At 69.2% G+C, this 14,193-nt stretch carries 11 protein-coding genes; 4 read left to right on the top strand and 7 right to left on the bottom strand.

Going from position 1 to position 14,193, the window contains the following annotated elements; genetic code table 11:
• Both D7Y04_RS16315 and D7Y04_RS16310 read right to left on the bottom strand, forming a co-directional pair.
• Window positions 1-436, bottom strand: a 436-nt coding sequence (locus D7Y04_RS16315) for an AMP-binding protein (protein ID WP_370457114.1), incomplete at its 3' end; no start/stop codon positions are given.
• 135 nt (window positions 437-571) lie between these two features.
• Complete coding sequence (locus D7Y04_RS16310; RefSeq protein WP_121759881.1) at window positions 572-2,812, bottom strand: TIGR02266 family protein; 2,241 nt, start codon at window positions 2,810-2,812, stop codon at window positions 572-574.
• A gap of 164 nt (window positions 2,813-2,976) precedes the next feature.
• Here D7Y04_RS16310 and guaB point away from each other — a divergent pair, with 164 nt between their 5' ends.
• Window positions 2,977-4,434 carry an IMP dehydrogenase gene (guaB, locus tag D7Y04_RS16305; RefSeq protein ID WP_120596408.1) on the top strand — a complete coding sequence of 486 codons (1,458 nt, stop codon included), beginning with the start codon at window positions 2,977-2,979 and terminating at the stop codon, window positions 4,432-4,434.
• 92 nt (window positions 4,435-4,526) lie between these two features.
• Here the strand turns inward: guaB and D7Y04_RS16300 are convergent, their stop codons facing one another.
• Window positions 4,527-5,111, bottom strand: a complete 585-nt coding sequence (locus D7Y04_RS16300; protein ID WP_120596423.1) for a hypothetical protein — start codon at window positions 5,109-5,111, stop codon at window positions 4,527-4,529.
• 124 nt (window positions 5,112-5,235) lie between these two features.
• On the opposite strand from D7Y04_RS16300, the gene guaA reads away from it, so the two are divergent.
• Window positions 5,236-6,789: a glutamine-hydrolyzing GMP synthase gene (gene guaA, locus D7Y04_RS16295; RefSeq protein WP_120596409.1), complete on the top strand. Its 1,554-nt coding sequence runs from the start codon at window positions 5,236-5,238 to the stop codon at window positions 6,787-6,789.
• An 11-nt stretch (window positions 6,790-6,800) separates the two neighbouring features.
• Here the strand turns inward: guaA and D7Y04_RS16290 are convergent, their stop codons facing one another.
• The 4 genes from D7Y04_RS16290 to D7Y04_RS16275 all read right to left on the bottom strand — a co-directional run bounded on the left by D7Y04_RS16290 (window position 6,801) and on the right by D7Y04_RS16275 (window position 11,837).
• A complete protein-coding gene (locus tag D7Y04_RS16290; RefSeq protein ID WP_121759880.1) occupies window positions 6,801-7,565 on the bottom strand; it encodes a phytanoyl-CoA dioxygenase family protein in 765 nt (254 codons plus the stop codon).
• A gap of 41 nt (window positions 7,566-7,606) precedes the next feature.
• Window positions 7,607-8,578, bottom strand: a complete 972-nt coding sequence (locus D7Y04_RS16285) for a DUF2268 domain-containing putative Zn-dependent protease (protein ID WP_121759879.1) — start codon at window positions 8,576-8,578, stop codon at window positions 7,607-7,609.
• An 87-nt stretch (window positions 8,579-8,665) separates the two neighbouring features.
• Window positions 8,666-10,759, bottom strand: a complete 2,094-nt coding sequence (locus tag D7Y04_RS16280) for a S46 family peptidase (protein WP_121759878.1) — start codon at window positions 10,757-10,759, stop codon at window positions 8,666-8,668.
• 301 nt (window positions 10,760-11,060) lie between these two features.
• On the bottom strand, window positions 11,061-11,837 hold the full coding sequence (locus D7Y04_RS16275; protein WP_121759877.1) for an AraC family transcriptional regulator: 777 nt from the start codon (window positions 11,835-11,837) through the stop codon (window positions 11,061-11,063).
• A gap of 106 nt (window positions 11,838-11,943) precedes the next feature.
• Here D7Y04_RS16275 and D7Y04_RS16270 point away from each other — a divergent pair, with 106 nt between their 5' ends.
• Window positions 11,944-12,771 (top strand): MBL fold metallo-hydrolase, encoded by an 828-nt coding sequence (locus tag D7Y04_RS16270; protein ID WP_199749673.1) that lies wholly within the window; start codon window positions 11,944-11,946, stop codon window positions 12,769-12,771.
• Window positions 12,772-12,804: 33 nt separating this feature from the next.
• The gene (locus D7Y04_RS16265; RefSeq protein WP_121759875.1) at window positions 12,805-14,127 is read left to right on the top strand and encodes an amidohydrolase family protein; all 1,323 of its coding nucleotides are present in this window, start codon (window positions 12,805-12,807) and stop codon (window positions 14,125-14,127) included.
• Window positions 14,128-14,193: the final 66 nt, after the last annotated feature.

Genomic DNA, 14,193 nt, shown 5'->3' with positions numbered 1-14,193 from the left:
AGTCCCGCTCGCCGCCCTCCGGCAACTCGTCCGTCGCCATCCAGTGCAGCGCGCGGAAGTCCGGCGCCTGCTCGAAGACGAAGTCCGACAGCCCGAGGATGCCCGACGTGGTGAGCACCACCGACGCCCGCGCATCCTGGATGATGGCGCGCAGGCGGGGCAGGGTGCGCTCCAGCCGCATCGGGTCCGGCGGATACGCGGGCACCGCCACCGCGCCTGCGTACAGGCAGCCGAAGAAGCCCGCGATGTAGTCCAGGCCCGGCGGGTACAGCAGCAGCACGCGCTCGCCTTGCGCGCCACGTTCACGCAGCGCGGAGGCAATCCGCCGTGCTCGCACGTCCAAGTCGGACGCGCTCCACACGGTCTCCTCACCGTCATCACCCAGGAATGTGTAGAGGGGCGCCCGGGCAGACGGATTTTGGGCAAGCTTCAGCAGTACGCCAGGAAGGCATTGGGAGAGGTCGGTCACGGGGGGGGCCGTCCATGTGTCGAAAAATTTCGACACTTCATAGCAGCCCGACTGCTCAATCCCGTAGACACCCCCGGTAATGAATCACGGGAGGCTTGGCCCTCAAGCGCGGCCGAAGAGCCCCTTCAACCACCCCATGAAACCTTTCTGCTTTGACACGACAGCGGCGTCCGGCACCGCCTCCTGAACAACGGGCGGGGACGCCGCCACCTTGCGCGCCGCCGGAGCCGCGTTCCCCGGAGTCACGACCGGAGGCACCGGCGCCGGAGCGGACTCCTCCTGCGCCAGCCGAGCCTTCACCGCCTCCGGTGTATCGCGGGTGGTGAACGTGCTGACGACCTCGCGCCCCGTGGTGCCTTCCTTCGCGGTCACCTTGAGCAGCGATTCGTTGTTCACCTCGAACGTCACCGACACCTGCACCGCGCCGCGAGGCTTCTTCGGCAGGCCCGCGAGCCGCAGCGTGCCCAGGTATTCATTGTCCTGCGCTCGGTCGGAGTCGCCCTGGAAGACGGTGAGCTCCAGCTCCGTCTGTCCATCCCGGTGCGTGGAGAGCGTGTAGCTCTTCGTCGCCGGCAGCGACACGTTGCGCTCCAGCACCGGCTTGAAGCGCCCACCCGGCAGCCCCACGCCAATGGCCATGGGCAGCACGTCGATGAGCACCACGCCTTCCGTCTGTCCCAGGCTGTGCGCCAGGAGCGCCGCGCCCAGCGCCACGGCCTCGTCCGGGTGCACGCCCTTGCTGGGCGGCCGGCCGAAGAACTTGGTGATCTTCTCGTGCACCAGCGGGAAGCGGCTCTGCCCTCCGACGAGGATGACCTCGTCGATGTCCGTGGGCTTCAGCCCCTTGGCCTGGAGAACCTCCTCGCAGACCTGGACCGTGCGGTCCACCAGCCCCTCCGTCAGGGCGATCAACTTCTGCCGCGTGAGCGTGACGTCCAGATCGTACGGCTTGTTGTCGATCATCGTGATGAAGGCCACGTGCACCCGCATCTCGGAGCGCTCGGACAGGGCGCACTTGGCCCGCTCCGCCGCGTCGTTGATGCGCTGCAGGGCCACCCGGTCCCCCTGGAAGGCGCGGCCCGTCTGCCGCTCGAACTCCTGCAGGAGGTACTCCACGATGGCGTTGTCGAAGTCGATGCCGCCCAGGAACGTGTCGCCGCCGGTGGAGATCACCTCGTAGACGGTGTCGTGCAGCTCCAGCACCGACGCATCGAACGTGCCGCCGCCCAGGTCGTACACCAGCACGCGCTGGTTCAGCTTCTTGCCGTAGCCGTATGCCAGCGCCGCCGCCGTGGGCTCGTTGAGGATGCGCTCCACGTACAGGCCCGCGAGCTTGCCCGCCTCGCGAACCGCGTGCCGCTGGTTGTCGTTGTAGTAGGCGGGCACCGTGATGACCGCTCGCGAGATGATCTGGCCCAACTGGTTCTGCGCCACCTCACGCACTTCGCGGAGGATCAGCGCGGAGATCTGCTGGAGCGAATAGATGCGGTCACCCAACCGCACCGCCGCCTCGCCGGCCTGACCCGCGGCGATCTCGTAGTGAAAGCGGCCCTTGATCTGCCCCACGATGGGCGACGCGTACGGCCGGCCCACCAGCCGCTTGGCGCCGTACACCGTCTGGCGCGGGTTGGTGAGCATCTGCCCCTTCGCGGGGTGGCCCACCACCAGCTTGCCGCGCTGGTTGAACGCGAGGATGGAGGGCACCGTGTTGTGGCCCTCGCGGCTGGGCAGCACCCCGGGCTTGTTGCCGCGCACGAACGCGGCGCACGAGTTCGTCGTCCCCAGGTCGATGCCAATCACCGGCCCCGTCCGGGGCGGATCGTCGATGGTCAGCCCCAGCGCGGCATCCGTCACCATCTCCAGCGCGGGCGCGGCGGCAGCGGCCGGGGAGTCCATCCGGGCCGAGGCGCCGGGGACCGTGGCCACGGCCGGGGGCAGGGCAGGGGCCGCCGCCGGGGCGGGCACTGAGAAGTCGGCGGGGCCGACACCGTTCGGCACGGGCGGCACGTCCGACTGGGCGTGCGGGAGGATGGCGACCGCGGCGTCCAGGAACCGGCGGGTCGGGGGATCCGCCTCCCCGAACTTCAGCCCCATGCCGGAGATGCCCTGGCCCTGCTGACCGGTGACGAAATGGACGATGGCCGCCGTGTAGAGGAGCCGGTCGCCGCTTGCCAGGCGGAGGTCCAGGGTAACGGCCGTGCCTGGGGGGCGCACGGCCTTGGCGCGCAAATAGATGCCGCCCTGGGTGATGTTGCCCCCGTATTTCGCGAGGAACTCCTCGGGGGTGGCGAAGGGCAGCTTCACCACCAGCCCGACCGCCCCCGCTTGATTCAATTCCGCCAAGGCCCGGTCCAAGTCCCAATAAGTGTTGGTGGGACGCCGAGTATCACCCGAAGTCCCTGGGAACGGGCGGCAAAAAACCTTCTTCCGTTGCGCGGCAGCCGCGCAAACCGTATGGACACGCACCCGCCGGGCGCTGGTGCCCCGCGGGGCCTCCGGGAGCCCCCATGTTGAACCCCGATATCCGGCTGGCCCTCACCTTCGACGACGTGCTCCTGCTGCCCGGTGAGAGCGCCGTCACCCCGCGTGATGCCGACCTCACCACCCGCCTCACCCGCAACATCCGGCTGAACGTTCCTCTGCTGTCCGCCGCCATGGACACCGTGACGGAGGCGCGCACCGCCATCGCCATGGCCCAGGAGGGTGGCATCGGCGTCATCCACAAGAACATGACGCCCGAGCAGCAGGCCCTGGAGGTCCTCAAGGTCAAGAAGTTCGAGAGCGGCATGGTCGTGGACCCCATCACCATCGAACCCAAGGCGCCGCTCGCCCGCGCCCTGGAGTTGATGAAGATGCACGGTGTGTCCGGCGTGCCCGTGGTGCAGGGCAAGCGCCTGGTGGGCATCCTCACCAGCCGCGACGTGCGCTTCGAGAAGAACTTCTCCCAGAAGGTCGAGGACGTGATGACGACGAAGCTCGTCACCGGCCGCGAGGGCATCACCCAGGACGATGCCCAGAAGCTGCTGCACGAGCACCGCATCGAGAAGCTCCTCGTCGTGAACGAGGCCTACGAGCTCAAGGGCCTCATCACCATCAAGGACATCGAGAAGCGCCGCACCCACCCGTTCGCCGCCAAGGACGCCAAGGGCCGCCTGCTCTGCGCCGCCGCCGTGGGCGTGTCCCCGGACCGCGAGGCCCGCATCGACGCGCTGGTGAAGGCGGGCGTGGACGTCATCGTCGTGGACACCGCGCACGGCCACTCGAAGGGCGTCATTGAAGGCGTGCGCGACACTCGCAAGAACTTCAAGGGCTTCGATCTCATCGCCGGCAACGTGGCCACCGCGGAAGGCACGCGCGCGCTGATTGAAGCGGGCGTGGACGCGGTGAAGGTGGGCATTGGCCCGGGCTCCATCTGCACCACCCGCGTGGTGGCCGGCGTGGGCGTGCCCCAGGTGACGGCGGTGGACGACTGCGCCCGCGAGGCGGACAAGCACGGCGTCCCCATCATCTCCGACGGCGGCATCAAGTACTCGGGCGACATCGTGAAGGCGCTCGCCGCGGGCGCCAGCTCCGTGATGATCGGCTCGCTGTTCGCCGGCACCGAGGAGTCCCCCGGCGACGTCATCCTGTACCAGGGCCGCAGCTACAAGAGCTACCGGGGCATGGGCAGCCTGGGCGCCATGAAGCAGGGCGCCAAGGACCGCTACTTCCAGTCCGACGTGGAGGCGGTGAAGTTGGTGCCGGAAGGCATCGAGGGCCGCGTCCCGTACAAGGGCACGCTCTCCATGAACGTGCACCAGATGCTGGGCGGCATCCGCAGCGGCATGGGCTACGTGGGGTGCGCCACCATCGAGGAGCTGCGCACGAAGGCCACCTTCGTCCGCATCACGTCCGCCGGGCTCAAGGAGAGCCACGTGCACGACGTCATCATCACCGAGGAAGCGCCCAACTACCGGATGGAGTAGGGCATCCACCGCCCCAGGGCCTCACCGTCACCGGGAGGCTTCGGGGCAGGGGAGTCTCCCCCGGCAGCGCGCCGGGGGAGGACCGCGGGCGACTACTTGCCGCGACGCGGCTTGCCGGTGCCCGTGTCCTCGGGCGGGGCGACCGTGGTGGACACGCGCTTCTCCGCCGAGTTCACGGTCTGGAGGAGCGACTCGCGGTCGTCCGGGTCCAGCGTCTCGATGGCCTTCTTCAGGGTGCTGAAGTCCAGGCGGGCCACCGTGACGGTATTGCCACCCTTGATCTCCTGCACCGTGGGCACGGCCACCAGCTCACGCAGGTAGGTCTCGAACTCCACCCGGACGTCCGCGGTCTGCTGGATGCAGGCGTCCTTGGCGTTGACCAGGTTCTGGCTGCCCTCGCGGTAGCTCAGGTCCGGGTTGCGGGACATGGCCTCCTCGAAGGTGTGGGTGCGCTCCTTCAGGGAGGAGTACAGGTTGACGTAGTCCACCAGCCGGTCGGACTCCGGGCGGTTCACGTCCCGGGCCTTGTTGAGGGGCGCGGAGGTGTCGTCACAGGTGAGCTTGGACAGCGCCTCGACCCCGGGCGCGTCCTTCACCGCGACGCTGCGGGTGTCACGCTCCAGACGCTCGTCGGAGGTGATCTCCTTCACGCACCCCGAGGCGGACAGGAGGAGCATGGCTGCTGCAGTGGAAGCGGACAGGCGGCGCACGAACAATTGACGGCCTTTCAGCGTTGATTTCCCGAAGTTTGTAGCGATAAGGGCCCCCACCCGTCAACGACGCCCCCTGGGAGAATCGCCGGTGGACCTGCACTCCGAGAAGATCCTGATCCTTGATTTCGGGAGCCAGTACACCCAGCTCATCGCCCGCCGTGTGCGCGAGCTGGGCGTCTACTGCGAAATCCACCGCCCGGACCTGCCCGCCGCCGACATCCGGCAGTTCGCGCCGAGGGGCATCATCCTCTCCGGCGGGCCGGCGTCCGTGGAAGCGCCCGGCTCCCCGCGCTGCGACCCCTACGTCTTCGAGGCCGGCGTCCCCGTCCTGGGCATCTGCTACGGCCTCCAGCTCATCTCCAAGCTCCTGGGAGGCCGCATCGACCGGGGCGCCCACCGCGAGTTCGGCAGCGCGGCGGTGGAGGTCCTTAGCGCGCGAGGCCCCTTCGCGGAGTTCCGCCCGGGCGACCAGGTGCAGGTGTGGATGAGCCACGGCGACCGGGTGGACGAGCTGCCGCCCGGCTTCGAGGCCATCGGCCGCAGCGGCAACTCGCCCTTCGCGGCGGCGGCCCACAAGACGAACCCCTGGTACGGCTTCCAGTTCCACCCGGAGGTGGTCCACACGCCGCAGGGCAAGGCCATGCTGCGCGCCTTCCTCTTCAACGACTGCAAGGTCACCGGCTCGTGGACGATGAAGGGCTTCATCGACGAGGCCGTGGAGACCATCCGCAAGCAGGTCGGTGAAGAAGGCCGCGTCATCTGCGGGTTGTCCGGCGGCGTGGACAGCTCCGTGGCGGCGCTGCTGCTGCACCGGGCGATTGGCCCCCGGCTCCAGTGCATCTTCGTGGACAACGGCGTGCTGCGTCAGGGCGAGCGGGCGCAGGTGGAGGCGCTCTTCGTGGACCGCTTCCACGTGCCGCTGAAGACGGTGGACGCGCGCGAGCGCTTCCTGTCGAAGCTGGCCGGCGTCACGGATCCGGAACAGAAGCGGAAGATCATCGGCCGGGAGTTCATCGCCGTGTTCGAGGAGGCCTCGCGCGACGTGCAGGACGCGGGCTTCCTGGCGCAGGGCACGCTGTACCCGGACGTCATCGAGTCCGTGTCTTGGAAGGGCCCGTCCGTCACCATCAAGAGCCACCACAACGTGGGCGGCCTGCCGGAGCAGATGAAGCTCAAGCTGGTGGAGCCCCTGCGCGAGCTCTTCAAGGACGAGGTCCGCGCCCTGGGCCGCGAGCTGGGCCTGCCGGACGAGATGGTCTCCCGCCAGCCCTTCCCGGGCCCGGGCCTGGCCATCCGCGTGCTGGGCGAGGTGAACGAGAAGCGCCTGGACCTGGTGCGCCGCGCGGACGCCATCGTGCAGGAGGAGATCCACAAGGCCGGCCTGTACAAGGAAGTGTGGCAGGCCTTCGCCGTGTTGCTGCCGGTGCAGAGCGTGGGCGTGATGGGCGACGAGCGCACCTACGAGTCCACCTGCGTGCTGCGCGCCGTCACCAGCGTGGACGGGATGACGGCGGACTGGGCCCGCATCCCGTTCCCCATCTTGGAGAAGATCTCCTCGCGCATCACCAACGAGGTGCGCGGCATCAACCGCGTCGTCTACGACATCTCCTCCAAGCCGCCCGCCACCATCGAGTGGGAGTGAGGCGGTAGGACTCAGGTGACAGCGCGCCGGATGGCTTCCTCCACCGGCGACGTGTCCTCCGGGAGCCGCGCGAGGCTCAGCGGTTCCCGGGGCAGGAGCGGCGGCTGCGCCATGAAGCGCGGCCGCGTTCCCCGGTGGGGTTGGGCCGAGTGCACGAGGAAGGGGTGGCACAGGTACACCGTGCCCGCCTCGCCCGTGGCGAGGACCTCCCGCCGGTGGGCGGACTCCGCGAAGCCGTTGGCCGCGAGCTGACGGAGCGTGAGGCCCGCTTCTCCCGCGGGGCCCAGCAGCCGGGCGATGTCCTGGTGCGAGCCCACGCGGATGCGGGTGGGTGCGTCGTCCTCGCCCACGTCGGAGAAGAGGAAGAGCATCAGCAGCGCCCGGCCCTTGGAGGCGACGTTGGCGCGCCAGTCCATGAAGTCCGGCTTGTCGAAGTCGAACCCCACGTCGATGTGCCACCCCGCATCGCCCGGATCCTCCGGGGAGGGGAAGCGCACGGGGAACGTGCCCATCGCCCCGAGCGGCAGCCACCGCCCGGCACCGACGAGCTCGTCGTACGCCGCGTGCAGCACGGGGGTGTTCGCCGCGTCCACGAAGGGCTTCTGGGTGTACATGCCCAGGCGGATGACGGGGCGGGTCCAGGTGGCGGGCCGGTCCGGATCACACCCCGTGTCCCGCCAGAGGAGGGCCCGGGCCTCTTCCGCGACCTCCCGGGGGAAGGCCCCGTCGATGCGAAGGTACCCGTCCCGCATGAACTGCTCGGCGCGCGCGTCCATCTGCCTCCTGTCCCCGGGGGAAGTGCCGGGGCGCCGTGACTTCACTCCAGGTAGCCGCTCTCCCTGACAAAGGTCTTCACCGCGGCGGTGTCCGCGTAGTCCAGCTCGATCATCCGCTGGAGCGCCGCCTGCTTGTCCGGGGCCTTCGCATGGTAGGCGCGAGCAATCGCATAGCCCACGTAGTAGCCCAGGTCCGCCACGCCGTCCGCGTTGTCCGGGCCCGACCAGAGCCACGGTGAGAAGCGCGTCGAGTCCTGGGCCTCGCGGAACCGCTCGCGCAGCTCCGCGTCGTGCAGGGGGCCGTAGGTGACATAGGCCAGCGCGGGCAGCCGGCCGGTGACCTGCTCGGCCACGAAGTCCGCCACGCCCTCGTAGACGACCCAGTCCACCAGTACGTCCGCGGGGGCCTTCTGGCGCGTGTGCACGGCCTCGTGGGCGATGAGCAGGTCCAGGCCTTCGTGGGGGCGGCTCTGGAAGTAGGCGCCCAGGCCCGCGCGCAGCTTCGGCGGCAGCTCGGACACGTCCACCTGCTCATCGCCGGTGGCCAGCTCCGCGCCCAGGAGCACCCGGCCGTCCAGCGCGGTGCCGCTGGAGTTGAGGGCGCCCACGGTGAAGTACACCTCCGCGCTCCCCAGCCGGGGGTAGAGGGCCCGGAAGCGCTCCAGCGTGGGGGCCACGTGGGCCACGGCGTCCCGGGCGCGCGCCGTCAGGGGGCGCACGGACTCCCAGAACCGGGGGTAGTCGCGGATGGCGTCCACGTAGCCCTGCACCGTGTAGCGCCTGGCACGCATGAAGCTGTGCAGCCCTGGCGTGCCCCGGTCGACGTAGAGCGCCTGGAATCGGGCCAGCTGCTCGGATGGCTCCGTCGTGGCCCGTACGGCGTCGTAGGCCTCCCAGAAGTGGTCCACGTCCACCGTGGAGACCACGTCCTGGACCGCATGTTCCACGGGCTGCTTCGCGGCGCAGGCCGTCAGCGCGAGGGCGGCGGCGAAGAGGGCAGGGCGAAGGCGCATGGAGTTCCTGGAGGAGGGGATGAACGAAGAGGCTGCCCGGAGCGAACCGGGCAGCCTCTGGGGTGCTTCAGGAAGCCAGGGGGAAGACTACCCCGCCGGGTTCGCCTTCACCGGCGCGACCTTGGTGCTGCCAGGGCGCAGCTCTTCCAGGACGCGGTTGGCGCCGTAGATCTTCTGGAGCGCCTCGATGATGGCCTCCGAGTGCACGGCCACCGTGCGGTTCACGGACTCGTCGAAGCCGTACTCGCCGCCCAGCGACTGGATGTTGCCGTCGAACACCAGGCCCACCACCTCGTGGTTCTTGTTCACCACGGGCGAGCCGGAGTTGCCGCCGATGATGTCGTTGGTGGTGATGAAGTTCATCGGCGTGGTGCCGGTGATGACCTTCTCCGACTTCAGCCACGACTTGGGCAGCGCGTACGGATCCTGGCCCGTGGCGTGCTCGAAGGTGCCGGACATCTGGGTGATGGGGGCGACCTGCTGGCCCTCATCCATGTAGCCCTTCACGGAACCGAAGGACACGCGCGGAGAGAAGGTCGCGTCCGGGTACTGGCTGGTGCCGTAGATGTCGAACTTCGCCTTGGCGACCAGCTCGCTGTTCTTCTTGATGATGGACTCGACGTCGTCCTCGAACTTCTTGCGGATGGCGCGGGCGTCCGGGTCCGCCAGCAGGGCCAGCTGGACCATCGGGTCCTTGGACGCGTCCACGGCCTTCTTGCCGCCGTCCCAGAGCGCCTTGCGGGCCTTCGGGTCGATGAGCTTCGTGCCCTTCACCACGCGGGTGGCGACCTGCTCCGGGGACTCCTTGCCCAGCACCTTCTTCACGAACGGGTGCTTGGCGCCCAGCTCCTCACGCATCTTGGTGAGGCCGAACGTCAGGCGGGCGATCTCCAGCTCCGGGTAGATGGGCGCGGGGCTGAAGAGCTGCGCCTTGAGCGCGGTCAGGTTGGCGTCGTTGAACTCGCGCAGCCGCTGGCCGTTGTCCTTGGGCAGCTCGTCGCCGGCGCGCACCAGCGCACGGGCCGTGTGGAACAGGCCGGAGGACAGCCCATTGCCCTGCTCGAGGAAGTTCAGGTCCTTGCGGATCGTGAGCAGCTGGGCCTCGGCCTTGGCGATCTCGTCCCAGGCGGCGGCGTACTTCTTCTTCAGCTCGGGGTTCGCGTCGACCTTCTTGCGCAGCTCCTGCTCCGCGGCGACCTTGGAGGCGAAGAACGTCTTGTCGAGCAGCGCCTCGTGGCGGCCCTTGGACGCCTTCAGGCCGTTCTCCACGCCGAACAGGAGGTTGCTGGAGATGCGCTTCTGCTCGGGGCCGCGCTTCTGGAACTCGGTGAGCATGCCGCGCAGCTCGGAGAGGTACATGAGCGTCTTGGGCAGCGACACGTCGCGGGTGTACTCCAGCTCCGCGATGGTCAGCGCGCGCGACGTGCGGCCCGGGTTGCCGGCCACGAACGTGAGATCGTTCTCCTTCGCGCCGCTCTCGGACCACTTGAAGTAGTCCGGCGTCTTCACCGGCTGCTTGTCCTGGTAGACGCGCACGAACGTCACGTCCAGGTCGTAGCGGGGGAACTCGAAGTTGTCCGGGTCACCGCCGAAGAAGGCGATGGCGTGCTCCGGGGCGAACACCAGGCGCACGTCCTGGAAGCGGCGGTACTTGTACAGGTTGTACTTGCCGCCCTGGTACAGCGTGACCAGGTCGCAGCGCACCTTGTCGTCGCCGTTGGAGCAGGCCTTCTCCACCTTGGACATCTCGGCCTTCAGCGTGTCCGAGTACTGCTTGCCGGTCAGCGACGCGGTGGCCTTGTTGAGCTGCTCGGTGACGTCGGTGATCTCAACGAGCTGGTTCACCTCCATCGCCGGGCACTGCTTCTCCTCGGCCTGGGCCTTCGCGTAGAAGCCGTTGGCCAGGTAGTCCTGCTTCGCGGTGGACAGCTGCTCGATGCAGCCGCGCGCGCAGTGGTGATTGGTCATCACCAGGCCGTCCGGCGACACGAAGCTCGCCGAGCAGCCGCCGGCCAGACGCACCGCGCCCAGGCGGAGCTTGTCCATCCACTGCTGATCCGGCTGGAAGCCGTACTTCTCCTTCACCTTGGCGGCGGGGAAGTTGTTGTACGTCCACATGCCTTCATCGGCGAGCGCCGGAGCGGCACCCACGAGGGCGGCGATGACGACCAATCGCTTCATTGAATGGGATCCTTTCGGGCCGCGGGACAGAGCTCCGCGGGGACGGGGCGTTTGTGAGGGATGGCCCAGCGTCGGTCAAGCTGGGAAAACGCCTCCGCGAGTCGGTCAACGTACGAGCGACGAAACGATTCCTTGGGGAGCATCCAAGGGCGCGGATTCTCCACCTCCGGCGACGACGCGCCGCGTCCGATGCGGCAAGCCGCTCTCCACCCTGGCTGAAGAAATCTTCAGTAGGAACCCGAAGCCGGCCAAATGGGTCACGGAGATGCCGGTATTCCCGCTGCGGCGCGTCCTGGCGGGCTCAGGCCGCGCGAGCGCGTGCCCATGCACCCGGCGTGGTGCCGAGCACGGCCCGGAAGTCCGCGATCAGGTGGGCCTGATCGTAGTAGCCCGCACCGGCGGCGATGCTTCCCCAGTCCGGCCGTGTGCCCTGGGCGGTGGAAGCCTGAAGCGCACGCTGGAAGCGCACGATCCGGGCGTAGGACTTGGGTCCCATGCCGAGCACTTCGTCGAACGCGCGGCGCAGATGCCGTTCGCTCACGCCCAAGGTGCGAGCCAGGTCCGCGACGCGAGGGAGTTCCCCAGGGCCAGAGAGCAGGCGGACGCCGCGCCGCACGAGGTACGCGGCGGCCGGTTCGAAGACGTCGTCCCGGTGGAGCCGGTCCACGAGCGCGGCCTCCAACGTGCGCAGACGGGCCTGTGAGGAGGAAGCTTCCGCGAGCGCTTCGCGGAGCCGGGCACCGTCCGCCTTGCCCCAGAGCGTGTCGATGGAGAGCGACCGGTGGGCCAGCTCCGACATGGGCAGGCCGAAGAACGGGTACGCGCCGCCGGGCTTGAACTGGATGCCCAGCGTGTCGGGCGGAACCTCCGAGGGCGCCTTGCGCACCACGTGTTCCCGAGGCCCCAGGGCGTGAACATCACAGGTGGTGGAGGTGACGCGGATCACCAGCTCGACGGTGCCGTCCGGCACGCGGACGTAGTCGCCCGAAGAGGGACCACGCCAGAGCACGCGCACGCGCTGGACGAAGCGGGACAGGTCGGCCCGGGGGGCCAGCGCGTTGTCTGCCAGGGTGGCCATGCGGGAGGAAGCATGGGACGGACGGACCCTCGCTTCAACCCGGGGCCCGGGCAGGATGGCCGATTCCTCCAATCGGGCGGCGGTCCCGGTCCGTACCTTGCCGGGCATGCGAATCCATCACCTCAACTGTGGAACCCTGTGTCCCGCCAGTGCCCGGTTCGTCACGGGCTCGGGAGGCCTGTTCGAGCGGGCCCGGATGGTCTGCCACTGCCTGCTGCTGGAGACGTCCCAGGGGCTCGTGCTCGTGGACACGGGCCTGGGGACCCGGGACGTGCAGGACGCGCAGGGGCGTCTGGGACAGCGCTTCGTGAGACGGAACACGCCCCGGTTGGACCCGGCGGAGACGGCACTGGCCCAGGTGGAGCGGCTGGGCTTCCGGCGCGAGGACGTCCGGCACATCGTGCCCACGCACCTGGACCTGGATCACGTCGGCGGCCTGTCGGACTTCCCGGACGCCCAGGTCCACGTCTTCGGGGACGAGCACGCTGCGGCGGTGGTGCCCCCGGTGGCGGGCGCGAGGCAAGGCTACAAGCCGGTGCAGTGGGCGCACGGGCCGAAGTGGAGCCGGTACGCGGTGGAGGGTGAGCGCTGGTTCGGCTTCGAGGCGGTGCGGCTGCTTCCAGGCCTGGACGAGGAGGTCCTGCTGGTGCCGCTGACGGGCCACACCGCGGGCCACTGCGGCGTCGCGGTGAAGGGGCCCGGAGGCTGGGTGCTGCACGCGGGAGACGCGTACTTCAGCCACCACGAGGTGAACCCGGTGGCGCCGCGAAGCCCGTGGGGCCTGGCGCTGTTCCAACGGCTGTTCTCCGAGGACAACGCCGTGCGGCTCCAGAACCAGGAGCGGCTGCGAGGGTTGGTGCGCGCACACGGGCACGAGGTGAAGGTGTTCTCAGCGCACTGCGCCGTGGAGTTCGATCGGATGCGAGCGGGCTGAGGCAACGCGGCAACGCGGTAGCATGGAGGGACCTTGCGACGCGCTCTGCTCTTCGGCTCCCTCCTGTGGTCGCTGTCCTCCGCCTCCGCCGCTGAACCCGCTCGGGTCCAGGTGCTGAAGGCCGCCCGCCTGTTCGATGCGAAGGCGGGGAAGATGGTCACCCCGGGCGTGGTGGTGGTGTCGGAGGGAAGGGTGGTGGGCGTGGGCCCGAAGACGCCCGTGCCGGAGGGCGCGAGCATCGTGGACCTGGGCGACGCCACGTTGCTGCCGGGCTTCATGGACGCGCACACGCACATGACGGTCGAGCCCGGCCCGGACTGGCGAAAGGATCTGGTCGACAGCTTCCAGCGCACCATCCCGGAGCAGACGCTGGACACGCTGCCGTGGGCCAAGGCGACGCTGATGGCGGGCTTCACCACCGTGCGCAACCTGGGCGCGGAGGACTTCATCGACGTGGGGCTGCGCAACGCGACCGCTCGCGGCCTCGTGGTGGGTCCGCGCATCCTCGCGGCGACGTCCAGCCTGAGTTCGACGGGCGGGCACTGTGACTACGGCAACTCGTTTCGTAAGGGACTGCTGGCCCAGGACGCCAGCCGCGGCGTGGCGGATGGGCCGGACGCGCTGCGCGCCAAGGTGCGCGAGAACGTGAAGTACGGCGCGGATGTCATCAAGGTCTGCGCCACGGGAGGCGTGATGAGCCTCAACGCGGATCCGGACGCGCCGCAGTTCACTCAGGCGGAGCTGGACGCGGTGGTGGACGAAGCGCACGCGCACCGGCGAAAGGTGGCCGCGCACGCGCACGGCGCGGAAGGAGCAAAGCGCGCCATCCGCGCGGGCGTGGACTCCATCGAGCACGGCACGTTGATGGACGATGAAGGCGTGGCGCTGATGAAGCAGAAGGGCACCTGGTACGTGCCCACGGCCTTTGCATTCTTCGGAATCAAGGAGCTGGCGGACCAGGGCAAGCTCCCGGCGGACACGGTCGCCAAGCTGCGCGCGGTGGACCGGCGGCGGGAGCACGTGCTGCGCAAGGCGATCTCCTCGGGCGTGCGCATCGCCTTCGGTACGGACGCGGGCGTGTTCGCCCACGGGCGCAACGCGGAGGAGTTCGCGCTGCTGGTGCAGGCCGGCCTGACGCCCGCGGAGGCCCTGCGCACCGCCACGGTGAACACGGCGGAGCTGCTCGGGGTGTCGGACAAGCTGGGGACGTTGGAGCCGGGGAAGCTGGCGGACGTGGTCGCGGTGCCGGGCAACCCGCTCCAGGACATCCGAGTGACGCAGAAGGTCTTCTTCGTGATGAAGGAAGGCGTCATCCACCGCGACGACACAGCGGCCGGTTCACGCACCGCGCCGTAAGGCTCACGGTCCGGAACGACAGGTCGACCGCCCGCGTCACGCTCCGGGCCAGCGCGCCCCCGGGCC

Source organism: Corallococcus sp. AB038B, assembly GCF_003668955.1.
GTDB lineage: Bacteria > Myxococcota > Myxococcia > Myxococcales > Myxococcaceae > Corallococcus > Corallococcus exiguus.
The sequence above is the reverse complement of the archived record's forward strand: the minus strand, read 5'-3'. Positions and strand labels throughout refer to the sequence as shown.

What these genes read in the sequence shown, in the direction of transcription:
- D7Y04_RS16275 (WP_121759877.1), bottom strand. Translation starts at nt 11,837, where the DNA reads ATGGCCACCCTGGCAGACAACGCGCTGGCCCCCCGGGCCGACCTGTCC.
- D7Y04_RS16290 (WP_121759880.1), bottom strand. Translation starts at nt 7,565, where the DNA reads ATGGACGCGCGCGCCGAGCAGTTCATGCGGGACGGGTACCTTCGCATC.
- D7Y04_RS16285 (WP_121759879.1), bottom strand. Translation starts at nt 8,578, where the DNA reads ATGCGCCTTCGCCCTGCCCTCTTCGCCGCCGCCCTCGCGCTGACGGCC.
- D7Y04_RS16280 (WP_121759878.1), bottom strand. Translation starts at nt 10,759, where the DNA reads ATGAAGCGATTGGTCGTCATCGCCGCCCTCGTGGGTGCCGCTCCGGCG.
- guaB (WP_120596408.1), top strand. Translation starts at nt 2,977, where the DNA reads ATGTTGAACCCCGATATCCGGCTGGCCCTCACCTTCGACGACGTGCTC.
- D7Y04_RS16270 (WP_199749673.1), top strand. Translation starts at nt 11,944, where the DNA reads ATGCGAATCCATCACCTCAACTGTGGAACCCTGTGTCCCGCCAGTGCC.
- D7Y04_RS16300 (WP_120596423.1), bottom strand. Translation starts at nt 5,111, where the DNA reads ATGCTCCTCCTGTCCGCCTCGGGGTGCGTGAAGGAGATCACCTCCGAC.